The following is a 21,054-nucleotide window of genomic DNA, read 5'->3' as shown; positions in this document are numbered from 1 at the left end:
GTGCTCCCTTGTCATTAGAAAAAGTCGCTCTGGATGAATCCGAAATCCATCAATTCTGTGTCCCGCACCGGGCTGAAGGTGTTGATGCGGTTCTTGGCGGTCAGTGGCAAAGGTGGATCGCGCAAGACGTTGGTCTTGTCGTAGCCCTGGCCTATGACGGCGAAGATGATGCCGTTCCAGCCTTTGACAAAGTCGTCGAACTTGAAGCGTCTGTGACCGAGTACCGGATCACCGATATACACCCAGTCTTTCTCCGCTTTTTGCATGACCACGAAGTGCTTGTAGCCGCGGATGTCCATGAGCACGATGACCGGAATGGCGACACTGGTCAGACCTTCCGGCGCTACCCGGTAACCACGGGCCCGCATGCCGATACTTTCCACGTAATGCTTCATGTCGAGCATGGAGAAGCCCTGGACGCGGACCAGATTCTGGTCGGAGTGAGCCAGCATGCCTTCGATGATTTGTGCCTCGGTTACGTCCAGCCAATAGGCCTGGCGCAATATGGTCGCCAGGGAAGCTGCACCGCAACTGAAGTCGGTTTTCTGTTGGACCAGGTCGGCAAATTTGCGCTCACGCATGCTCTGGACCGGTTTGAAAACGACCGCTCCGCCGGGCAAGACGGAAAGCGGCATTTGTCCCGCTTCGCTCAGACCAGCCAGAAAAACCAGGAACATCAGGGCGAAAATGCGCATGATCGTAAGCCTTCCGTGCAAGAGTGAAAAAAAGCCCCCCGAAGGGGGCTCTCCAGACTCTGGAGCTTGGTTTACAGGCAGGTTTTGCAACCGGATGCAATGGACAGCGAGTTGCTTTGTTGGTTGCCAGCACCGGCAGCCACGTTGACGCCCAGGTTGCCACTGCCGCCATTCACCGAACCGTTCAGGTTGGCAGTGTTGGTCACAGGGTTTGCCCAGCCAGTTGGGGTCAGCACTTGCCAGGACACAGTGTTGCTCAAATCAAACGAACTGGACTCGCTGAAGCTACGCGATTTGTCGCTCGCTGCGGAGCCAGCTGCACCATACGATTCGCTGCCCGATGCACTGCCCGATGCGCTGCTCGATTTGCTGTTCGATGCGCTGTTCGATTTGCTGTTCGATCCGCTGTTCGATGCGCTTTTCGAGGTGTCGAGCGATGCGTTGAGCGATGCGTTGACCGATGCGTCGAAATCCGCACTGCTGCTGCTATAGTGATGGCCATTATACCTGGAAGCACTAGCGTCCACGTCCACAGAAGCGTCCAGTTTAGCTTTCAAAGCAGCGCTGGAAGCAGAGTTGCTGGCAGAGTTCCAGGCAGATTTTGAAGCAGAGTCGCTGGCAGAGTTCGAAGCAGACTTCGTAGCAAATTGCGCAGCAAAGGCCGAAGCGGAGTACTTGGCATAGTCCGAAGCAGATTTCGAATCGGATGCCTTACTGAAAGACTCATGACCGCTGGCTGAGACGGTACGCGACAGCGTATCCACGCGGTACGTCCGATCGGCGTCGTTATCCACCTTCAGGCCTGGGCCTGTTTGATCGGCACTCGCGGTAGCGGTAGCGTACTTGCCGCCAGACACAGCGATCGCCATGGTGTTTTTCTGTTGGTTAAGGTCGCCAGCAGCCATGTTGATGCCCAGGTTGCCGCTGCCGCCGTTGGCCGAACCGCTCATAGTGGCGCTGTTGTTGGTGGAGTAGTTGTCGACCACGTTGTTGCTTTGGGTTTGCGTGACCTTGGCGGTTGCCACCACAGAACCAAAGACAAACGAGCCATCGCCGCTGGCAATGGCGGCCGCGTTGTCTTGTTGGTTGCCGTCGCCTGCTGCAACGTTGACGCCCACGTTGCCGGACGCGCCCGTGGCCGAGTTGGCCATGTTGGCGCTGTTTTTAGTTCCTTCATTGCTGATGTAGTTGCCAGTGCTGGTTTGTTTATCTGTAGCGTTGGCAGTGGCGCCAGCATTGGTGGTGTCTTTTGGATTGACGACTGGTTTTGGATGGTGGTGATGCTCGTCACCACCTTGGCCAGCTTGTGCAGCAACTGCCATTACCGCAGCGATTGCGAAAACCAGAGGCTTGATTGCCATTAAGGGTTTCATGCTGATTCTCCGTACTTTATTTTAGGTTAAGTGTTGTTTTTACCTTTTGGGTCAATCCGCGACCCGTACGCTCAGGGTGTTGGCCGTTCGGTTTCCCACCCCGGCGCTCTGATTCAACTGGATCACCCCACGGCTACCGGTGAAGGCCTGGTCGCTGGTAGCGACCTGGCGATGGCCAGGGGTAAGATCCGTTGAATCGGAGTTGTTGAGCAGCGCCACGTTCTGTTGCTTGAGGACACTGTCGTCGATACTTTGCGGCGTAGCACTGATGCTTATCCGCAGGGCGTTGGCTTGCTGGTTGCTGGCGCCCGAACTCTGGTTGACCCCCAGTACGCCATTACCGTTACTGAAGGCGTTGCCTTTAATGGCTGACTGGGCATCGATCCTGGGATCGACCTGAGTACGCAACCGTTGGCGAATCTGCGTGGTGGCGCTGGCATCGGTGTTAATGGCGATGGCTCGGGCGTTGGCCTGTTGTTGCTGATCACCGGCAGCCTGGTTGACTGAAAAGTTGCCCTGGTACTGACTGCCGGAGTTGTCGATGGTGGCCGTATCGATAACAGGAGGTTGGGCAAAGGTCGGCGCACTGCAAAACATGGCCAGAATCAGCAGAGTGCGATTCATTTCATTGTCCCCCCGATAACATTCAGACTGCCCAGGCCTTGCTGGATGGTGCCGTTGATCCTGTTGGCAACACCGTTGCCGGAGCCTGCGGAATGTCCTGCGGACAAGCCGGGCAGCTGTGACTGACCGTTGACGTTGCCGCTCAGTGTGCCGGTGGCTTGAGTGATCGTGCCGGCGATGCTTGCACCGCTGCTGATGCCGGAAATGTCACTGTCCGACAGTTCATTGGTTGCACTGATGACTTGTTTGGACGGGTTGGCATTGACGGTCAGGGGGCTAGGGTCGGGAACCATGGGGCGGCGAGTCGCGTTACGCGTTTGGACTTCCCGCTGGATGATGATGATCCCATCGGCGGCCGGGACAGGCAGACTGATGACGGAGCTGAACGCACATCCGATCAGCAGGAGGCGGATAAAGCCTTTATCGATTGTCTCCACGTCGGCACTCCCTCGTCTTTTGTGCGCTGGCCTTGGTCAGCGTTGTGAAGGAGAGAGCAGAAGCTGTGCCGCTTTTTATTTGTTGATTGAATTCAATAGGTTAAGGGACAGCACAGGCAGAGGGATGTTTGAGCTGTATCAACCGTGAGACGGTGCCCGCCATCGTGAGCCGGCCCCGTAGGTCGAAAAGCTCTAAATCAAGTGTTTGCGGGCGAGTGTATCAATGACTTAACAGTCAGCATGACAAGCGGATGAAGGCCGCTGATAGGGCTGTTGCGCTGCACTGGAGTGTTTCAGAAACGGACACATGGTCCAAAAAACAGGGGGAAACCGGGGACGTATCGAGCGGGGATACCTTCACGGCGTTAGCAATTGCTCCACTGCAACAAAGGCCTGACGACGGCGCTCAGCCCAATCGCCGTTGATGACTTGTAGCCGTTGCTGATGTTGTTCCAGCCAGGCTTTTGTCGCGTTGAAGAACGCCAGGCGCTGGTTCAGATCCGGTTGGCAGCGCTGGCCGTCATCCGTCCAGTCAACCGATTCGGGAGAAAGCAGCAGGTGCAGGTCGTACTGCCTGGCCAGCAAAGCGTCTTCGATCCAGGCGGGGCATTCGCCAAACAGGGTTTGGCTCCACAGCACATTGCTCAGCAAGTGCGTGTCGAGAATCAGCAACGCGGGGCGCTGGGCCCGGGCGCTGTCTTCCCAGGCCATTTGACCTCGGGCAATCTGCGGGATATCGGCAAGGCAGGTATCACGAGGGTTCTGCTCAATGAAGTAACGAACGAATTCGCCCACCAGCAACCCACCAAAGTGGCGTTGAAGTTCTGCCGATAACCAGCTTTTGCCACTGGATTCCGGGCCGGTGAGTACCAGGACCTTCATGCGCGCAGCGCCGGATCGGCCTGCCATTCGCGCCAGCCTTGCACGGCGATCAGCGTAAACAGGCCATAGAGCGCAGCCGTCAGGTACAAGCCCTTGTAGATAAACAGCCCGACAAAAATCACATCGACGGCAATCCACAACGGCCAGCATTGCAGGCGTTTTTGCGCCATCCACAGTTGCGCCACCAGACTGAAACCGGTCAATGCCGCGTCCAGCCAGGGCTGCGCGGCATCAGTCCAATGAGCCATGACCGCGCCCAGCAGCAAGCTGCCGACGGCACCGACGGCCAACCCCGCCCACATCGAACGGCCATCCAGCTGCGTGACTTGCCGGCCATGTTGCGCTTCGCCGGCACGGGTCCACTGCCACCAGCCGTAAAGCTGCAAGCCAGCGTAAATCACCTGCAGCAGCATGTCTGAATACAGCTTTACCTCGAAGAAGATCCAGCTATAGAGCAGCACCATGACCAGTCCGATCGGCCAGCACCAAGGGTTCTGTTTGACCGTCAACCAGACGGCAATCACGCCGAGTGCGGCGGCAAACAGTTCAAGCCCGGACATGAAGGATCCTTGGTGAAGTTGAAAAGGGCGCCGATTGTACCGCAGGTGACCCTAATGCCAGTCAGTCAAGTGATCGCAAGGTTCGAAACAGCAACGATCGAATGTGGGAGTGAGCCTGCTCGCGATAGCGGTGTGACAGCAACCATTGATGTTGAATGTAAAACCGTCATCGCGAGCAAGCTCGCTCCCACAGGAGCGGTGTTTCACTGCAAATTGTGTCTACACCCGAAACTGCTTGAGCAGGCCATTCAACTGCTCACTGAGTTCTTTCAAATGCACGCTTGCGACGCTCGATTGCTCAGCGGCCAAGGCAGTGCCGTGGGACAAACCCGCGGCCTGGGTGACGTTCTGGTTGATGTCCTCGACCACATGCGCCTGTTGCAGGGTTGCGCTGGCAATCGATGCGTTCAGGCCGTTGAGATTATTCAGGGCCTGGCCGATCGCGTTCAGGCTGGCACCCGCCAACCCGGCCTGTTCAATGGTCAACTGCGAGGCACGGCTGCTGTCGCCGATGACTTTGACTGCCGCCTCGGAATGGCTCTGCAAGCGCTCGATCATCGACTGGATTTCAGCCGTGGACTTCTGCGTGCGCTGTGCCAGCAGTCGGACTTCATCGGCCACCACCGCGAAACCCCGTCCTTGCTCACCGGCTCGGGCGGCTTCAATGGCCGCATTGAGCGCCAGCAGATTGGTCTGTTCGGCGATCGAACGGATCACTTCGAGCACGCTGCCGATCTGTGTGCTTTCGGTGGCCAGGGTGCGGATAACCTCAACGGCTTGATCGATGGTGCCCGACAGCTGATCGATCTGCTGCAAGCTCCCGTCGATGTTCACTTGCCCCTGTTGTGCCTGCGCTTGCGCATCGCGCATTTCGCTGGCGGCGTGTTCGGCATTCCTGGCCACGTCCTGCACGCCATAGGTCACTTCATTGATGGCGGTCGCCACCAGTTCCATTTGTTGGGACTGTTGCTGGCTGCGCGCCTGGGCCTGGGCCGCATCGTTGCCCAAGTCGCTGGATGATTGCCCCAGGGCACTGGCGGACAGTTGCAACTGAGTGATGACCCGGCGCAGTTTTGCCGTGAAGGCGTTGAAATGCTGCGCCAATTCGGTCACTTCGTCCTGACCATGGGTATCAAGGCTACGGGTCAGATCGCTTTCACCGCTGGCAATATTGGCCATGGCGTTCACGGTTTCCTGGAGTGGGCGCACGATACTGCGCGCAATCAGGGTCACCAGCAGTGCCATAAGGACAGCAATGGCGAGCCCGACAAGCGATGTCTGCCACATCTGTGCGTAAAACTCGGCCTGCATGTCATCGATGTACACCCCCGAACCAATGACCCAGCCCCAGGGCTCGAAGAGTTTCACGTAGGAGGTTTTCTGGACCGGTGTACTGGCGCCCGGTTTTGGCCAGCGATAGTCAACCATACCGGCGCCCTTGGCCTTGGCGATGGCCGCCATCTCGTTGAACAACGCGAAGCCGTCCGGATCCTTGATCGCGGAAAGGTTCTGGCCTTCAAGTTTCGGATTGGTCGGGTGCATGACCATCACGGGTGTCAGGTCGTTGATCCAGAAGTAGTCGTTCTGGTCGTAGCGCAATCCGCGCACCACGCTCAATGCCTGTTTCTGCGCCGCTTCGCGGGTCAGGGTGCCGGCGGTTTCCAGATCGTGGTAGTAGGCCAGAATGCCGCTGGCTGTCTGCACCACATGCTGGGTTTTCTGGGCCTTGGCCTGATAAAGGTCATCGTGGATCTGCTTGAGCATCAGCACACCCAACGTCAACAGCATCAGCACAGCCACAATCAGGATGAGCCACAGACGACGGCTGATCGACACACTGCGCAAGCTATTCATAACCGTGTTACTCCGTTTTTTGTTCTTGTTCTGTCATAAACGACCGCCAGCATTCAGGCACGTTTTTGCTATTGAGCCTATCCGACTCAAGTCCAATTACGGCGCAGCGTTATTCAGGCATGTCTGATAGGATTTCGGCCGCGTTAGTAAAAATCTGAAATCGCGCTGATTTTTCGGCAGATTTTTAACGTTTCGCACAGGGATTGTGCGCGTTGTCATTCAATGACGCTGATCGCAGTGAACGCTTGAATATTTTTAACGAGGCATGCCTTGGAGGCATCGTTTCATTGGGGGATTAATGGATTTTTGGACCGCCGCTCAGGCTTTGATTCTTGGCGTTGTAGAAGGACTGACAGAGTTTTTGCCCATTTCCAGTACCGGGCACCAGATTATCGTCGCGGATTTGCTCAACTTCGGTGGCGAGCGCGAGAAAGCATTCAACATCATCATCCAGCTCGGCGCGATCCTGGCCGTGGTCTGGGAGTTTCGCCGCAAGATCCTCGACGTGGTGACCGGGTTGCCAACGCAGCGCAACGCTCAACGGTTTACCGTCAACCTGTTGATCGCTTTCATGCCGGCGGTGGTACTGGGAGTGATCTTCGCTGACCTGATCTACAAATACCTGTTCAACCCCGTCACCGTGGCGACGGCGCTGGTGGTGGGCGGGGTCATCATGTTGTGGGCTGAGCGTCGCGAGCACAGCGTGCACGCCGAAACCGTCGACGAGATCACCTGGAAAGATGCCCTGAAGGTCGGTTTTGCCCAGTGCCTGGCGATGATTCCCGGCACTTCGCGCTCTGGCTCGACGATCATCGGCGGCTTGTTGTTTGGTCTATCGCGTAAAACCGCCACCGAGTTTTCGTTCTTCCTGGCCATGCCAACCATGGTCGGTGCCGCGGTGTACTCCGGCTACAAATATCGCGACCTGTTCCAGGCCGCTGACCTCCCGGTGTTCGCGATCGGCTTCGTCACTGCGTTTGTTTTCGCAATGATCGCGGTCAAGGGCTTGCTCAAGTTCATTGCCAGCCACAGCTACGCCGCGTTTGCCTGGTACCGGATCGCGTTTGGTTTGCTGATTCTGGCGACCTGGCAGTTTGGTTGGGTAGACTGGGCAGCCGCCACATCGTGATCGAGCCACGCAATGGGCGCGGGATTCAAAACCCGCGCCTCAAAGGCCTGGTGTTCCTGGTGCTGTGCGCCTTGCCGGCTTTTGGTTCGACCCTTTTATGGTGGCGCGGGATTTCGCTGGTTCCGCTCGCAGCTTATGGGATGGTCAGCGGACTGGCGTTCGTCCTGTACTGGCGCGACAAGCGCAAGGCCCGCGCCGACAGCTGGCGTACACCGGAAAAAATACTGCACGCGGTTGAACTGGCCGGTGGCTGGCCGGGCGCCTTGCTCGCCCAGCAAGTGTTTCGGCACAAGACCCGCAAAGTCTCCTATCAGTTGGTGTTCTGGATCATCGTGCTGCTGCATCAGGTGTTCTGGATCGACCAGTTGTTTATCGGCGCCGGCCGCTTCAGCTTGTTCTAAAGCAATAACCCGACCTGCACGCGCTTGGGCAACTTGCTCACCACCAGTTGGTGAGAACGTTGCAGCAAGCCTTGCAACTCATCGGCGCCAAGCGGGTAGGGCGTTTGCATGATGATCCACTGCGTCCTTGCCAGATAGGGCGCAGGCCCGATGCCCGGGCGGTCGACATGCCCCAGAAACAGCTCTTTGTCGACCTTGAACGCCAATGACTCACCCCGCAGGTTTTGCAGGGCAAACATCTTGTTTCCAGCAACCGAAAACACCCGTACGCCGCCCCATTTGTAATCTTCTTGCGCGCCGGGCAGTGCCAGGCAGAAACGCGCCACGTCTTCTTCAGTCATCGGTTTAGCCTTCATAACAATCGATCCCCACAGGCTTTGAATGATTCGGTCAAATGATCAATCCAGGCGCGTACCGCCGGTAGCAAACCGCGCCGATGAGGGTAGACCGCCAGCAGCCAACCGCCAGGCAGCGACCACTCGGGCAAGAGTTGCACGAGCGAGCCGTTTTCCAGTTCCTCTTCGCAGTACATCATCGGCAGCAGGGTAAAGCCAAGACCTGCCAGCGTGCAGGCTTTGCGCACGATGAAATCATCGATCCCCAGTCGTGCTTCCAGCGACAGGTCATAGCTCTTGCCCTGAGCATCGAGCATGCGCAGATGCACCATGCGATCGGCCTCCAGAGCACCCAGCACCGGCACCTGCTTCAGGTCTTCCGGGCTGCTGATCGGATGCTCGCGTATAAAGGCCGGGCTGGCGATCATCACCATTTGCGCCTGGCGCAGGCGCCGGGTAACCAGCAACGGGTCTTCATCACCCAGTTCGCGCACTCTCAAGGCGACATCGATGCCTTCGGTCACCAGGTCGACCCGGCGGTTGAGCAACTGCATCTCCAATTGCACTTGAGGAAAGCGTTCCAGAAACGAGCTGATGACCGATGGCAAAAACTCATGAGCCAGCCCAACGGGGCAGGAAACCCGCAACCGCCCTCGGGGCTCGCTGGACATGCTGGCGACGGCCTCGTCAGCCATTTCGGCCTCCAGCAGCATTGCCTGGCAATGGCGCAAATAGCGCTCGCCGACAGCGGTCAGCTTCAGCTGGCGGGTGGTGCGCTGGAGGAGGCGGGCCCCCAGGCGCTCTTCAAGTTCGGCAATACGCCGCGACAACCGCGACTTGGGAATGCCCAACACGCGCCCGGCGGCGGCGAAACCGCCGGCTTCGACGACTTTGGCGAAGTAGTAAAGGTCATTGAGGTCTTGCATGGCATTACTCGACTGTCCTATCAGTGGGACAAACTATCACATTGTTGCTGGCTAATCGGCTATTGGTTTCATCTGTAGGATTGTTTCCACTAGATCGCCCGGTGGCGATCCTCACTTGGAGATCCCACATGAAACTCTTGCACATTGATTCGAGCATCCTTGGCGACAACTCTGCTTCCCGTCAGTTGAGCCACAGTGTCGTCCAGGCCTGGAAAGCCGCCGAGCCTGCTGCCGTGGTGACCTACCGCGACCTGGCCAGCGACGCCATCAGCCATTTCTCTGCCGCGACGCTGGTCGCTGCCGGCACCACTGCCGAGTTGCGTAACGCCGCACAACAGCACGAAGCCGAACTGAGCGCTTCGACCCTGGCTGAATTCCTCGCTGCCGATGCCGTCGTGATTGCTGCGCCGATGTACAACTTTACTATCCCGACCCAGCTCAAGGCCTGGATCGACCGCATTGCCGTTGCCGGCCAGACTTTCCGCTACACCGAAGCCGGCCCTGAAGGTCTGTGCGGTAACAAGAAAGTCGTGGTGGTGTCGACTTCTGGCGGCATGCACGTGGGCCAGGCGACTGGCGTAGGTCACGAAGAGTATTTGAAAGTCATGCTGGGCTTTATGGGCATCACCGATATCGAGTTCGTCCGCGCCCATGGCCTGGCTTACGGTGACGACGTTCGCAACAAAGCCATGAGCGACGCTCAGGCACGCATCAGCGAGCAACTGTTCGCTGCCGCGTAAGGCTTGCGTAAAGAGTTAATAAGCTCAGGCAATACCCACTAGACTCCGTACCCTGATCGTCGTAAAACGATCAGGGTACGGAGTCTTTCTGTATCTGCTTCAAAAGCGCTGTCGTTTCAGGTGTTGGCCCAGGTTATGCAGTCTCGGGTTATCGGCCCCGTTCTGCATAGACCTTGAAAGCGGCAATTGTCGGCGCAAGGCTTTAATCCAAGGGATTGGCGGAAAACGGGTATTCCAATCGGGTAACAAGGTGGGGCATCCCATGATGCGTCTTTGTGCAATGTTACTGATTTGCCTGCTCAGCAGCCTGAATTCAGTGCAAGCCGCGCCTGCGCCGCACCCTCATTGGAGCGTTGGCTACCATGAGCTGACGTTTCTCGATCCGCTGGATTTACAGCCCATGCGGGCCATCGCCTTTTATCCGTCGACCGGCATCGAACATTTCAGCAAGCTCGAGGGTTATCAAGTCCAGGCGACCGAAGACGCAAGGGTCGCGATTGGCCGCTTTCCGATGTTGATGCTCTCCCACGGCAACATCGGCACCCCATTGGCGTTGCATGACCTTGCCACATCGCTGGCACGCAAAGGCTTTGTGGTGGTGGCGGTGATTCATCCCGGTGACAACTCCAAGGATCACAGCCGCCTCGGTACGTTAAGCAACCTTTATGGACGGCCGATCCAGATTTCCGAAGCCATTACCGCAACCCTGGCCGACCCCATGCTGTCGCCGTTCGTCAATCCCGACGAGGTTGGGGTGATCGGCTATTCGGCCGGTGGCGAAACAGCGTTGATTCTTTCGGGTGCCACGCCGGACCTGAATCGTTTACGCCTTTACTGTAAAGAACGCCCTGACGACGGAGACGCCTGCAGCACCAACGGTGAACTGATTGTCGACCGCGATGACTTGCAACCAGTCGCTGACCCACGGGTTCACGCGCTGTTACTGATGGCGCCATTGAGCCTGAAGTTCGGTCGCCATACCCTGGCCGGTGTGCATGTGCCGGTGCTGCTCTATAGCGGCGATGGCGACAAACTGGTCGCCCTCGATAAAAACGCTGCGGCGCTCGCTCGCAAGCTACCCGTTGCTCCGGATTTCAAACTGCTGGCGGGGGCCGGGCATTTCGTGTTCATGGCACCGTGTACCCAGGAGCAACTCGCGGCGATGCCGGCCTTGTGTACCGATGCTGACGGCGTTAATCGTGAGGACATTCACCGTAACCTGATCTCCGAAGCCGGGCGTTTCTTTGCTCAAACCCTGAGCAAGCCAAGCGGGGCGGGAATGCAGACGGCTGACCAGACGTTGCCGTAGACGCCAGGGTCTTACGAGGGGCTGAGTGCTGAGCGACGTTTCAGCAGCAGGGTCAGCCCCAGTCCGGTGATCGACAACAGCGCCGCGCAGAAGAAAATCCACGAGTACCCCAGGTTCAACGCCACCGCGCCCATCAATGGCCCGGCAATCGCCAGCGCCAGATCAAAAAACACCGCATAGGCACTCAAGCCGGCGCCACGGTTGCTGCTTGGCACTTGCTTGATGGCCTCGACACCCAATGCCGGGTAAACCAGTGACAGACCGAACCCGGTCAGCCCCGCACCAATCAACGCCACTGCCGTCGTAGGTGCCAGCCACAACAGGCCCAGCCCCAGGGTTTCGATGCTCATGCAGGCAATGGCCGAGCTGAACCCGCCAAAGCGGTTGATGCTGGAGATAAACAGCAGGCGCGCGAGGATGAAACAAATGCCAAAGACCGTCAGGCACCAGGCCGCACCGCTCCAGCCACGGCTGACATAAAACAGGGTAATAAAGGTGGTGAGAGTTCCGTAGCCGATCGAGGCCAGGCTCAGGCTGACACCAAACGGCGCTATGCGCCCGAACACCGCCCAAAACGGCAGCCGCTCACCGCGAATGACCGGCACCGAGGGCTTGTTGCGAATCAGCAGCAGTGCCGCCAGCGCTAACCCCGAGAGCGCAAGCCCAAGACTCACGAACCCCAACTGATCGACCATCACCACACCCAGTAGCGCACCAATGGCAATCGCGGCATACGAAGCAATGCCGTTCCAGGAAATCGAGCGGGCGGTGTGTTCGGGCCCCACCTGGCCCATGCACCCAAGCCTTGGGCGATCCCCAGGAACAATCGACCGACAATCAGAATCATCAGGCTCAGCAACGGCAGGCGCTGCAACAAGGTCGACAGCAACGTCAGCACGCCACTGAACACGATCCCCAGCATCCCGTGACGCTCCGCGTCACATCCCGAAGCCGACGCAGAGCGTCCATGGCGGCATTCCCACGCGGAGCGTGGGAACGATCATCGAACGTTGAAACAATGCTTAATTCAGACCCAGTTTTCCGCGAAGGGTCGACAGGTCTTCCGCCAGGGTATTGACCGGGCCGACCAGCGCCTTGCGGTCGTTTTCCTTGACCTTGTCGTAGGTCTCGAAACCGCCGCCAGCGGTTTTGTACTTGGCCAGGATCGTGTTCACGCTGGCGAAGTTCTTGTCGACTTTGGCGACGAAAACCTTGTCCTGTTTCTCGAGTTGCGGACGGAACAGGTCGACGATTTTCTTCGCACCGTCGATGTTGCCCTGAAAGTCATACAGGTCGGTGTGGCTGTAGCGGTCTTCTTCACCGGAGATCTTGGTCGCAGCGACTTCTTCGAGCAATGTAGCGGCGCCGCCCACGACTTTTTCCGGCGGGAAGGTCAGGCCAGCAACCCGGGTTTGCAGTTCTTTGACGTTGTTATTCAGACCATCGGCCAGTTCACCGAGGCCCTCGGTGGTTTTCTCAGAGAACAGCGTGTACTCAATGCGGTGAAAACCGGTGAAGTCTTCAGCCTTGACACCTTTTTCGTGGTCGTTGACGCGTGAGTCGATGGACGCATCGAGGTCACTGAACAGCTCGGCAATCGGCTCGATCGACTCGTAGTAAACACGGGTGGGCGCATAGAGCTTCTGAGCGGTGGCCAGGTCACCTTTTTTCACCGCGTCGGTGAACTGCTGGGTGTGGCTGGCAAACCCGTCGAGCTGCTCGGTGACGTAGATTTTGTAATCCGAAATCGGCCCCACCAGATCCAGCGGCGCTGTGGCGGCGAAAGCCGACAGTGGAGTGTGGAGCAAGCCAAGGGCAACCAGCAAAGCGAGAGGCGACTTTTTCATGGGACTTTTCCGTGAGTTTGTTGTGTTTAGGGGGTTAAGCCGTGGTTTTCGGTTGAGTGGCATCGAGCAGTGAACGACCGATGAAGTCCTTGTCGCCGGTTACGCCCGGCAACGTGAAGAAGTAGCCGCCGCCAATGGGCTTGAGGTATTCCTCCAGCGGCTCGCCGTTGAGTCGGGTTTGCACGGTGATGAAACCGTTGTGCAGATCGGCCTGATAGCAGATGAACAGCAAGCCCATTTCCAACTGACCGTTTTTGCTCACGCCGTTGGAATAATTGAACGGCCGACGCAGGATCAGATTGGCTTGGGTCGCGGCAGTGCGCGGGTTGGCCAGGCGGATGTGCGCGTCCATTTTGGTCAGCTTGCCGTGAGGGTCCTTGGCGTAGTCAGGGACCTGGCTTTCATGGCTACCGCCGATGGGTGCGCCGGTACTTTTGACCCGACCGAGAATGCTTTCCTGTTCTTGCAGTGGCGTGCGATCCCAACGCTCGACGAGGTTGCGGATAATCCGCACCGCCTGATAGCTGCCATTGGCCGCCCAGGCCGGCTCATCGCTGCCCGGTTGAACCCAGACAATCTGCTCCATGGTTTTCTTGTCGTTGGAATCGGGATTGGCCGAGCCGTCACGAAAGCCAAGGAAGTTGCGCGCACTCTGCGCAGGTGTTCCAGGCTTGGCCGGCGCTTGTGGCGGCACGCTGCCTTCCTGTTTCCAGCGCACCAGCAGCAAGTCCGGCAGGTTCTTCACGATGTCGCGCAAGGCGTGAATATTGGTGTCGGCAGTGTTGGAGCAGAACTGCAGGCTCAAGTCGCCGTGGCAGAGCTCGGGTTGCAGAGCATCGTTGGGGAAGCCGACCATGCGGATCAATCGCTTGGGCTTGGCGCCGGCCAGGCCAAAACGCTCGTCGAACAGCGATTCACCCACCGAGACAGTGATGGTCAGGTTGTCGGGTGTCACCACCGGGCCGAGAATTCCCGAGTCCACGGGTGGGAACTTCGGGTCGACCTGAGCCACCGGGCCGCCGGACATCAGGAACGCAATCCGCTGATTCAGCGTGCGAAACAGTCGATCGAGGTCTTCGCGGTCGGTGGCCAATACGTCGAACGACACCAGCATGCCGCACGTCGGGCGCGGCGTGACGATGCCGGTCTGGTGCTGACCATGGAAGTCATGGCGATCCTGGGTTTTGTCGCTGTTCGGTGCTTCAGTGACTTGCGCCGGGCTGGCGGCCATGGCCGGGCAGCTCAATGTGCTGCCCGCCAACGCGACGCCGGCGGCGCCCATGCCCAGCAGTACGCGGCGACGCTGGGCATTAAACTGATCTAAATCATTCATCTGAATAGGGTCTTCTGCTTATAGGCCGGAGAGGCCAAGGGCGGGATCGATTCCATCGAGTGCATCGGCCAGAACCTTGGCCTTGTCGGCGAGTCGTGCGCGCTGATCGGCGCCGACGCTGTCGTAACTGCTGTAACTGTCTTTCACTCGCAAGCCATTGAGTTCGGCATCGAGAGAGTGGGTGGCCGTGTCCAATTGGGTCAGCAACGCTGCGGCAGACTTGCTCAGTAGCGGACGCAACAGGTCGATCACTTTGCGGGTGACCTCGAGGTTGGCGGCAAATCCGTGCAGGTCCGTGTGGCTGTAGCGTTCTTCTTCGCCGCTGTTGGCTCGAACATCGGCCAAGTTGCGGATGTTGCGGGCGACGATGCTCACCAGTTGTTCAGGCGGCAGCGACTGGGCCAGCAATTGCTTTTTGAGTTCGGTGACATCGGCAACCAGACGCTGGGCGACCGGCGCCAGACCGTCGATGTTTCGTTGCTGGAACAGCGCATATTCGAGGCGGTGGAAGCCGATGAAGTCCGGATCCTGCTCGCGCTTTTCAAAGTAATCGGCGCGAGCGTTGATGACCTTGTCCAGTTCGGCCAGGCGTTGAGCCGCCGGCGCGATACGTTGATAGGCAACGCGGGCCGGCACGTAAAGCGCCTGGGCCTGGTTCAGGTCACCGGCGTCGATAGCCTGTTGCAACGCGGCGACTGCATTAATCAGCGCAGTGCCCTGACTACTCAGGTAAACCCGAAACTCCGACAACGGTCCAATAAACGCCACCATCGACGGACGTGCCTGCGCCGCAGCATCGGATGCGGCGGTGGGCGTGACATGCAGCGTGCCGCGCGGATTGCTGAGCAAGCCGCAGGTAATCGCATAATCACCCGGCAGCAGGTTGGCGGTGATCACCTGACTCAGGCCGGGGGCGATGTTTTCCCGTTCCTCAAGCACCAGCACACCGTCGAGAATCTCCCATTCAACGGCGCGATCCGAGTGGTTGACGATGCGAAAACTGCTGCGGCCCGCCGGTACGGTCAGCGCATTCGGCTCGCAGCTGTGCGGATTAATCGTGACGGTGATCTCGTCATGATGGGTCTGGCGCTTGGCCGCGGCCATTTGCGATGCATAGTAGAACAACCCGCCAGCGGCGATCATCACGATCACCGAGCCGGCCACTGCCCAGCGCAGGGCGCGGGGAGGCGAGGTCTGAAGAGGGGCCTGGTTTGACATGAATGCCCTTAATGGCTGGAAACGGAAGAAGGTGGCGTGGCGGCTGGTTTGGCCGGCGCGCTACCCGGAAGGAAGAACATCACCAGCGCGACCAGCAGATAAATCAGGTAGGCGCCCAGGGTGCTGACGGTCGGCGCATCCTGATAACCGAACATGCCGGCCAGCACCGAACCCAACGGGCCATCCATCGGCAGGGTTGCGCTGAAATCGAAGAGCACGGTTTGCAGGTGATTCCACAGCCCGGCTTCATGCAGTGCCCGCACGGAACTTGCGAGAATGCCGGCTGCCACCACCAGAATGAACAGCCCGGTCCAGCGGAAGAACGCGGCTAGGTTCAGGCGCATGCTGCCGCTGTAGATGAGAAAGCCGATGACCATCGACAGCAGCAGGCCGAGCAGGGCACCGATCGGCGCCCCCGGGCCTTCGCTTTGCTGGAATACCGCGAGCAGGAAGAACACCGTTTCCAGGCCTTCGCGGGCAACCGCGAAAAACACCATGGCGATCAACGCGGTGACCTGGTTTTTGGAGCCAGCCAGCGCGTGATCGAGGGAAACGTGCAGCGAATGCTTGATCGAGCGCGCGACCTTGCGCATCCAGAACACCATGGAACTCAGAATGCCGACCGCCAGCAAGCCGATCACGCCTTCGAAGAGCTCCTGTTGTTTTTGCGGGAATTCAGCGCTGACCAACTCCAGACCACCGCCCACCAGCAGGGCCAGCGCGACGGCGAGGAAGACCCCGATCCACATGGCGGGCATCCATTGGCCGCGCCCGGTTTGCTTGAGATAACTGGCAATGATGCCGACGATTAACGCCGCTTCAACGCCTTCGCGCAGCATGATCAAAAAGGGAACCAGCATTCAGCACCGCGTCAGCTATGGAGTGGAAGCGAATTTGTAACATAATGATACTCATTACTGAATGGTATTGATTGATATTTGCTGAACGGACGCTGAACGCATTGTTCAGCAACCTCTAAAACAGTGGATTGACCCGTTCGTTGTAGACTTCGACCAATTGATCGTAGCGGCGGCCGATCCGATCGAAGTCATCACTCAACTGTTGCGGCGAGGCCTTGGCTGCCCAGTCGTCGCGCAGCCTGTTGACTGAATCCAGATAGTTCTTGCCCGGCGAACGCACATAGTTCCAGATGTTTTCCGGGTAATCGGCGTTGCTGGTTGCCGGGTTCGCTTCCATGTAACGGCTGCCATTGTCCCAGGCCTGTTGCAGTGCGAGAGTCGCGTCGCTCAGATCACTGGCCGCAAAGGTTCGTTCTCTGACACGGCTGTCGAGCTTGAACATGAGGGTTCGCGCTTCAAGCATGTAGGTGAGGAGGTGCGCATACTTCAGTTGATCTCGGGTCTTAAGCTGCTCCAGCTGAACCTGGCGCAAACTCCGGTCCTCGGCATCAAGCGCCCGCCGTAGATCGTCGGAGGCGTTGAGGTAGTCATCGACTAGCGGCAGAAACAAGCTGTCTCGCTCGACCTTGTCCGCCGTGCTGACCGAGTAGAGGGGTGTGGGGTTGAAAAAATCGAAGCGCCCGGCGGCGTCATTTGCCGCCCCCAAGGACGTTTCGAAGCGATTCTGCAGCGGCAGCAGGTCAGGGGCCGATTTTTGCAGGCTGTTTTTTTGTAGCGCGTTTAGCCGACAGCTATAAGCATCGTGACTTCTCAAGTAGTTGAGTCGCTCATTGACGTCGGTCATCGGTCCGACGTCCTCAGGAAAGCGCTTTTTCAGGGTCAGGTCGACTTCGTGGCCGCGGTTCAGGTAGTTGGCGTATGCTTGGCGCCAGCGGCTGTCGACCGAGTTCAGGCAGGTAATCAGCGGGCGCAGGGCGCTGGCTTTTTCCCGTTCGGCGAGGTCCGGTTGATGAATCCAGCGGTTGATCGGTGTCAGGATGGTGCTCTGATGGTCTCTCAACACACCGAGAAATGTCACCGTCAGCACTGCGGTAATTGCAATTGCGATTATGCTTTTGTTCACAGTCGAGCCCCCTGAATATGTGACTGCCCATACCACTGCTTATGGGTGGGCGCTACCCGGCATTCCTGACGGCTGTCAAGGGGGCCACTGCAACCGCGCTTGGCAAACTGCTGCAATCCTTGATCCGGCCCCATCAACTGGCTGCTGGCAATGGTGTAAAACAGGATCGTCAGGCCAATCACCCCAACCATCAGAGCAATTGTCGGCGCCGAGCCCAGGGCGGGTAGCCGAACCTTAGGGCGCTTGATTCGCAGCGTTTCTGGCCAGACGACGCGACTCAAGGCACTCAGCGCCAGCACCACCACGGTGTAAGCGGCCAATCCCGTCGCGCCACAACAGACCCATGTCAGAGCACCCATCAGCCAGCAGGGCAGCAACTCGCGCAGTATCAGCGGTGCAGGGCGTCTGAAGCTGAGTCGAGGCGACACGGCGCGGCTTAAACGCACGTCCTGTGACCAGAACCGGTCAGCCAGCGGGCGCCAGACCCATAGCAACGCCGCACCAGGCGTAGCCAACACACAGAGCCAGAACAGCATCGCGGCGAAGCTCGCGCCGATGCCGGATTTATCATTGAGGTATTCACCGGCCGCCCAGGTGAGCGAAGCGCCCAACAACCCGGCATACATAGGCCAGGTCTGGCGGGGCTGCATGAGGGCCTTCCAGAAATACGGATCGCCGTTTGGCATCTCGCAGCACCGTTGCGGATGCAAACGCTGGATCTTCTCACTGAGAGTGCGGCAGGCATTCCAGTCAGCTTCAAAAAAACGCCGTGCGAAGGCACTTCGCTCGGCGGTGGTCATCGGCGTCAGTAACAATCGTGCAGCCCGGCTATGGGGCTCACGGTCATTCAGGACGGCCAAGCGTTCCCATGCTTCAAAAGTCGCCTGGTTATCGCGGCGCTCCAGCAGCGCCGACCAATAGGGTTCCGGGCAACGCCCCCCGGTCGGGTGCCAGTGCTGATGCGAGCGCAGCGTTTCGAACACTTGTGCAGACCAGAACCTCGAATCCACCAGCAAGCTGGCCAAGGTTTCATTAAACCAGTCGTGGCGTTCGAACGGCTGCAACCAGTCGGCTTGCTTGAGAGCCAGAAAACGCTCGATGAACGCGTCGAACTGGCCGGAATCAAGTAATTCGCCCAGCTGTTTTTTTACTTCGTGGCAGTAAGCGCGACACAGCAGCTCAAGCGCTTTCGGCGATAAATCCGCACGCTGCCAGGCACTTAGCCAATTGAATTGCTGCAGACCCCACGCCGCCAGCAACATCGCGTCTTCGCGAGGCTTCAGGCACATCATCAACAGCTGATTTTCGAACTCTATGGTGCAGTGAGACACCCGTGCTTGCGCCAAGCGTTGATCGAGTTGATCGACCGTAACGTTCTCCAGCAACTGAGCCGCTTGTTGCTGTCTGGGACGTTCCCCGAACTGTACGTTCTTAAGCTCGAAACTGAACTCTGCGCCAAGCGACGCTGGCGGTGGTTGAACCTCAACTGTTTGCTCGCGCTCACCGAACGGCTGCACCACCGGTTTACGGCGACTCCATTCCATGGCCTGTTCGTAGGCTTCGCGCAGGCGCTGAAAACCGCTGGGATCTTCATCCGGGCGGTGTACTTTGAGCAGCGTCGCGTATTGGCGTTTGATGCTGCGTGAATCGGCATCGGCCATCAGCCCCAGAATTGCCCAGCAATTCATCGCCACAGACCTTGTTCGAGCTCATCAAGTTGTTGCATCAGTTGCAGGCGCAGTTCGCGTATGGCTCGCTCATCCTGGTTGTCGAGCATCTGTTGAAAACGGTTAGCCATGTAATCGAGCCGCTGACGCAAGTCGCCGAGGCTTTCCTGATACAGCCGTTCGAGGCGCGCGGTCAGCAGACTGTTGACCTGCTGTTCCCGTGGGTGAACCTTGAGGCCGGCCAACGCGGCCAAGCGTTGCTGGATATCTTCGGGGGCGAGCACGCCGGGGTTGTTTTCGATCACCAGTCTCCGGCGCTCGCCGGTCCGCTGTATCAGCGCCTCGGCTTCGAGCAGGCCGTTATTGTCGTAAGTGAAACGCACATCGATGCTGATCTCTCCCGCCGGTGCCAACGGCACTTCAACCTCCATTTCACCGAGGTAGATGTTTTCTTTCACCCAGCGACTTTCGCCTTGATAGATCTTCAGCAGCACTTTGCGCTGATTGTCGCGTAAGGTGCAGACCGATTTGACCCTGCTCACCGGTACCACGCAGTTACGCTCGATGATCGGCAGGTAATGACCCGACTCTGCACCGTTGCCGACGCTGATCGTGGTTTCGATTCCGAGGGTGTACGGGCAGACGTCAGTCAACACCACCTCTTCAAGCGCTGCATCCCGGGTCTTGAGCGCCGCTTGCACCGCTGCGCCCAGCGCAATCGACTCGTCCGGGTTCAGCGCAATCGAAGGAAACCGGCCGAACAATCCGGCGACCATCCGCCGGATCATCGGCATACGGGTCGTACCGCCCACCAGCAGAACTTCGTCCAGTTCCGATGGCCGAATGCGCGCGTCTCGCAGCGCGGTTTCGATCGGCGCGCGCAGACGCACGAGCAGCGGCGCGTAGAGTTCGGCCAACTGTGATTGTGTGAACGTCTGCTCCCATTGACCGGAGCCATGGCGCAGGACGAAGGTCGCTTTGTCGGCTTGTCCTAAGGCATGTCGCACGCGTTCGGCTTCGCGTCGCAGGCGATAGGCGATGTTGGGGGCCGTCAGGTGTGGCATGTCGCTTCGGTTGGCATGTGCGGCGACAAAGGCCTGAACCAGCAAGGTGTCGAAGTCTTCACCGCCGAGAAAGTTGTCGCCGGCGCTGGCGCGGACTTCCATCACGCCGTCGAACAGTTCGAGGATCGACACATCGAAGGTACCACCACCGAGGTCGAACACCAGAAACGAACTGGCACTGTCGCGTTGATGCAGCCCATAGGCGAGGGCGGCGGCAGTCGGTTCGTTGATCAGCCGTTCGACCTTCAGGCCGGCCAGTTCGCCGGCAATTTTCGTGGCTTTACGTTGGGCGTCGTTGAAATAGGCGGGAACACTGATCACCGCTTCGGTGACCGTTTCACCGTAGCGGCGCTCGACATCTTCCTTGAGGCTGCGCAGCACCAGTGCCGACAGTTCTTCTGGCCGGAACTGCCGGGTTCCGAGGCGAAGTTCGTGGGCACTGCCCATGTGTCGTTTGAACAATGCCACCGTGAGTTGTGGATGGGTCTGCAAACGTTCTTTGGCGGTCTGACCGACCAGCACGTGGCCCTCGTCGTCGAGGCCGACCACGCTTGGGGTCAGCAGACTTTCCAGCGCGTTGGGAACCAGTTCGGGTGCGCCGTTGCGCCAAACGGCGACCAGGCTGTTTGTGGTGCCCAAATCAATGCCGACGATCATAACGTTTACACCTCCATGTC

General features: G+C 58.6%; 20 protein-coding genes and 1 pseudogene. 4 read left to right on the top strand and 17 right to left on the bottom strand.

What is annotated here, in order from left to right; translation table 11 throughout:
- Positions 1 to 14: 14 nt before the first annotated feature.
- The 7 genes from FPT12_RS14285 to FPT12_RS14255 all read right to left on the bottom strand — a co-directional run bounded on the left by FPT12_RS14285 (position 15) and on the right by FPT12_RS14255 (position 6,425).
- Complete coding sequence (locus tag FPT12_RS14285; protein ID WP_145016836.1) at positions 15 to 695, bottom strand: C39 family peptidase; 681 nt, start codon at positions 693 to 695, stop codon at positions 15 to 17.
- A gap of 71 nt (positions 696 to 766) precedes the next feature.
- Positions 767 to 2,068 carry a heme utilization protein gene (locus FPT12_RS14280; RefSeq protein ID WP_145016834.1) on the bottom strand — a complete coding sequence of 434 codons (1,302 nt, stop codon included), beginning with the start codon at positions 2,066 to 2,068 and terminating at the stop codon, positions 767 to 769.
- A gap of 51 nt (positions 2,069 to 2,119) precedes the next feature.
- Entirely contained in the window at positions 2,120 to 2,692 is a 573-nt protein-coding gene (locus FPT12_RS14275; protein ID WP_145016832.1) for an adhesin, read from the bottom strand.
- Positions 2,689 to 3,129 carry a hypothetical protein gene (locus FPT12_RS14270; RefSeq protein ID WP_145016830.1) on the bottom strand — a complete coding sequence of 147 codons (441 nt, stop codon included), beginning with the start codon at positions 3,127 to 3,129 and terminating at the stop codon, positions 2,689 to 2,691. The genes FPT12_RS14275 and FPT12_RS14270 overlap by 4 nt, the downstream gene beginning before the upstream one ends.
- A gap of 357 nt (positions 3,130 to 3,486) precedes the next feature.
- On the bottom strand, positions 3,487 to 4,011 hold the full coding sequence (locus tag FPT12_RS14265; RefSeq protein WP_145016893.1) for an AAA family ATPase: 525 nt from the start codon (positions 4,009 to 4,011) through the stop codon (positions 3,487 to 3,489).
- Positions 4,008 to 4,571, bottom strand: a complete 564-nt coding sequence (pnuC, locus tag FPT12_RS14260) for a nicotinamide riboside transporter PnuC (RefSeq protein ID WP_145016828.1) — start codon at positions 4,569 to 4,571, stop codon at positions 4,008 to 4,010. The genes FPT12_RS14265 and pnuC overlap by 4 nt, the downstream gene beginning before the upstream one ends.
- A 219-nt stretch (positions 4,572 to 4,790) precedes the next feature.
- The gene (locus FPT12_RS14255; protein WP_145016826.1) at positions 4,791 to 6,425 is read right to left on the bottom strand and encodes a methyl-accepting chemotaxis protein; all 1,635 of its coding nucleotides are present in this window, start codon (positions 6,423 to 6,425) and stop codon (positions 4,791 to 4,793) included.
- A gap of 298 nt (positions 6,426 to 6,723) precedes the next feature.
- Between FPT12_RS14255 and FPT12_RS14250 the strand changes: the two genes are divergently transcribed.
- A complete protein-coding gene (locus FPT12_RS14250) occupies positions 6,724 to 7,554 on the top strand; it encodes an undecaprenyl-diphosphate phosphatase (protein WP_145016824.1) in 831 nt (276 codons plus the stop codon).
- Positions 7,551 to 7,955: a DUF1294 domain-containing protein gene (locus FPT12_RS14245; RefSeq protein ID WP_256676755.1), complete on the top strand. Its 405-nt coding sequence runs from the start codon at positions 7,551 to 7,553 to the stop codon at positions 7,953 to 7,955. Before FPT12_RS14250 ends, FPT12_RS14245 begins: the two co-directional genes overlap by 4 nt.
- On the opposite strand, the gene FPT12_RS14240 is transcribed toward FPT12_RS14245, so the two are convergent.
- Both FPT12_RS14240 and FPT12_RS14235 read right to left on the bottom strand, forming a co-directional pair.
- Complete coding sequence (locus tag FPT12_RS14240) at positions 7,952 to 8,311, bottom strand: MmcQ/YjbR family DNA-binding protein (protein ID WP_145016820.1); 360 nt, start codon at positions 8,309 to 8,311, stop codon at positions 7,952 to 7,954. The genes FPT12_RS14245 and FPT12_RS14240 overlap by 4 nt on opposite strands.
- The gene (locus tag FPT12_RS14235) at positions 8,308 to 9,216 is read right to left on the bottom strand and encodes a LysR substrate-binding domain-containing protein (protein WP_145016818.1); all 909 of its coding nucleotides are present in this window, start codon (positions 9,214 to 9,216) and stop codon (positions 8,308 to 8,310) included. The genes FPT12_RS14240 and FPT12_RS14235 overlap by 4 nt, the downstream gene beginning before the upstream one ends.
- A gap of 128 nt (positions 9,217 to 9,344) precedes the next feature.
- On the opposite strand from FPT12_RS14235, the gene FPT12_RS14230 reads away from it, so the two are divergent.
- Together FPT12_RS14230 and FPT12_RS14225 are read left to right on the top strand one after the other, a co-directional pair.
- A complete protein-coding gene (locus tag FPT12_RS14230; RefSeq protein WP_019690533.1) occupies positions 9,345 to 9,956 on the top strand; it encodes an FMN-dependent NADH-azoreductase in 612 nt (203 codons plus the stop codon).
- Between the two features lie 262 nt (positions 9,957 to 10,218).
- Positions 10,219 to 11,265 (top strand): dienelactone hydrolase, encoded by a 1,047-nt coding sequence (locus tag FPT12_RS14225; RefSeq protein WP_145016816.1) that lies wholly within the window; start codon positions 10,219 to 10,221, stop codon positions 11,263 to 11,265.
- An 11-nt stretch (positions 11,266 to 11,276) separates the two neighbouring features.
- On the opposite strand, the pseudogene FPT12_RS14220 reads toward FPT12_RS14225, so the two are convergent.
- The 8 genes and pseudogenes from FPT12_RS14220 to FPT12_RS14185 all read right to left on the bottom strand — a co-directional run.
- A pseudogene (locus tag FPT12_RS14220) lies at positions 11,277 to 12,193 on the bottom strand (MFS transporter); the annotation flags it as partial.
- A 94-nt stretch (positions 12,194 to 12,287) separates the two neighbouring features.
- Entirely contained in the window at positions 12,288 to 13,112 is an 825-nt protein-coding gene (efeO, locus tag FPT12_RS14215) for an iron uptake system protein EfeO (protein WP_145016814.1), read from the bottom strand.
- A gap of 34 nt (positions 13,113 to 13,146) precedes the next feature.
- Positions 13,147 to 14,445, bottom strand: a complete 1,299-nt coding sequence (efeB, locus tag FPT12_RS14210) for an iron uptake transporter deferrochelatase/peroxidase subunit (protein ID WP_145016812.1) — start codon at positions 14,443 to 14,445, stop codon at positions 13,147 to 13,149.
- Between the two features lie 18 nt (positions 14,446 to 14,463).
- Positions 14,464 to 15,663, bottom strand: coding sequence for an iron uptake system protein EfeO (gene efeO, locus FPT12_RS14205; protein WP_145016810.1), 1,200 nt, complete (start codon positions 15,661 to 15,663; stop codon positions 14,464 to 14,466).
- A gap of 8 nt (positions 15,664 to 15,671) precedes the next feature.
- A complete protein-coding gene (gene efeU / locus FPT12_RS14200; protein WP_145016808.1) occupies positions 15,672 to 16,523 on the bottom strand; it encodes an iron uptake transporter permease EfeU in 852 nt (283 codons plus the stop codon).
- A gap of 115 nt (positions 16,524 to 16,638) precedes the next feature.
- Positions 16,639 to 17,646, bottom strand: coding sequence for a DUF3829 domain-containing protein (locus FPT12_RS14195; RefSeq protein WP_145016807.1), 1,008 nt, complete (start codon positions 17,644 to 17,646; stop codon positions 16,639 to 16,641).
- On the bottom strand, positions 17,643 to 19,334 hold the full coding sequence (locus tag FPT12_RS14190; protein ID WP_145016806.1) for a J domain-containing protein: 1,692 nt from the start codon (positions 19,332 to 19,334) through the stop codon (positions 17,643 to 17,645). Before FPT12_RS14190 ends, FPT12_RS14195 begins: the two co-directional genes overlap by 4 nt.
- The gene (locus tag FPT12_RS14185) at positions 19,331 to 21,034 is read right to left on the bottom strand and encodes a molecular chaperone HscC (protein ID WP_145016805.1); all 1,704 of its coding nucleotides are present in this window, start codon (positions 21,032 to 21,034) and stop codon (positions 19,331 to 19,333) included. The genes FPT12_RS14190 and FPT12_RS14185 overlap by 4 nt, the downstream gene beginning before the upstream one ends.
- Between the last annotated feature and the right edge of the window lie 20 nt (positions 21,035 to 21,054).

This window comes from Pseudomonas sp. H3(2019) (assembly GCF_007713465.1).
GTDB lineage: Bacteria > Pseudomonadota > Gammaproteobacteria > Pseudomonadales > Pseudomonadaceae > Aquipseudomonas.
The sequence above is the reverse complement of the archived record's forward strand: the minus strand, read 5'-3'. Positions and strand labels throughout refer to the sequence as shown.

What these genes read in the sequence shown, in the direction of transcription:
- efeO (WP_145016810.1), bottom strand. Translation starts at nt 15,663, where the DNA reads ATGTCAAACCAGGCCCCTCTTCAGACCTCGCCTCCCCGCGCCCTGCGC.
- FPT12_RS14285 (WP_145016836.1), bottom strand. Translation starts at nt 695, where the DNA reads ATGCGCATTTTCGCCCTGATGTTCCTGGTTTTTCTGGCTGGTCTGAGC.
- FPT12_RS14190 (WP_145016806.1), bottom strand. Translation starts at nt 19,334, where the DNA reads ATGAATTGCTGGGCAATTCTGGGGCTGATGGCCGATGCCGATTCACGC.
- FPT12_RS14275 (WP_145016832.1), bottom strand. Translation starts at nt 2,692, where the DNA reads ATGAATCGCACTCTGCTGATTCTGGCCATGTTTTGCAGTGCGCCGACC.
- FPT12_RS14240 (WP_145016820.1), bottom strand. Translation starts at nt 8,311, where the DNA reads ATGAAGGCTAAACCGATGACTGAAGAAGACGTGGCGCGTTTCTGCCTG.
- FPT12_RS14235 (WP_145016818.1), bottom strand. Translation starts at nt 9,216, where the DNA reads ATGCAAGACCTCAATGACCTTTACTACTTCGCCAAAGTCGTCGAAGCC.
- FPT12_RS14230 (WP_019690533.1), top strand. Translation starts at nt 9,345, where the DNA reads ATGAAACTCTTGCACATTGATTCGAGCATCCTTGGCGACAACTCTGCT.
- FPT12_RS14185 (WP_145016805.1), bottom strand. Translation starts at nt 21,034, where the DNA reads ATGATCGTCGGCATTGATTTGGGCACCACAAACAGCCTGGTCGCCGTT.
- FPT12_RS14250 (WP_145016824.1), top strand. Translation starts at nt 6,724, where the DNA reads ATGGATTTTTGGACCGCCGCTCAGGCTTTGATTCTTGGCGTTGTAGAA.
- efeO (WP_145016814.1), bottom strand. Translation starts at nt 13,112, where the DNA reads ATGAAAAAGTCGCCTCTCGCTTTGCTGGTTGCCCTTGGCTTGCTCCAC.
- FPT12_RS14280 (WP_145016834.1), bottom strand. Translation starts at nt 2,068, where the DNA reads ATGAAACCCTTAATGGCAATCAAGCCTCTGGTTTTCGCAATCGCTGCG.
- FPT12_RS14225 (WP_145016816.1), top strand. Translation starts at nt 10,219, where the DNA reads ATGATGCGTCTTTGTGCAATGTTACTGATTTGCCTGCTCAGCAGCCTG.
- efeB (WP_145016812.1), bottom strand. Translation starts at nt 14,445, where the DNA reads ATGAATGATTTAGATCAGTTTAATGCCCAGCGTCGCCGCGTACTGCTG.
- FPT12_RS14255 (WP_145016826.1), bottom strand. Translation starts at nt 6,425, where the DNA reads ATGAATAGCTTGCGCAGTGTGTCGATCAGCCGTCGTCTGTGGCTCATC.
- efeU (WP_145016808.1), bottom strand. Translation starts at nt 16,523, where the DNA reads ATGCTGGTTCCCTTTTTGATCATGCTGCGCGAAGGCGTTGAAGCGGCG.
- FPT12_RS14265 (WP_145016893.1), bottom strand. Translation starts at nt 4,011, where the DNA reads ATGAAGGTCCTGGTACTCACCGGCCCGGAATCCAGTGGCAAAAGCTGG.
- pnuC (WP_145016828.1), bottom strand. Translation starts at nt 4,571, where the DNA reads ATGTCCGGGCTTGAACTGTTTGCCGCCGCACTCGGCGTGATTGCCGTC.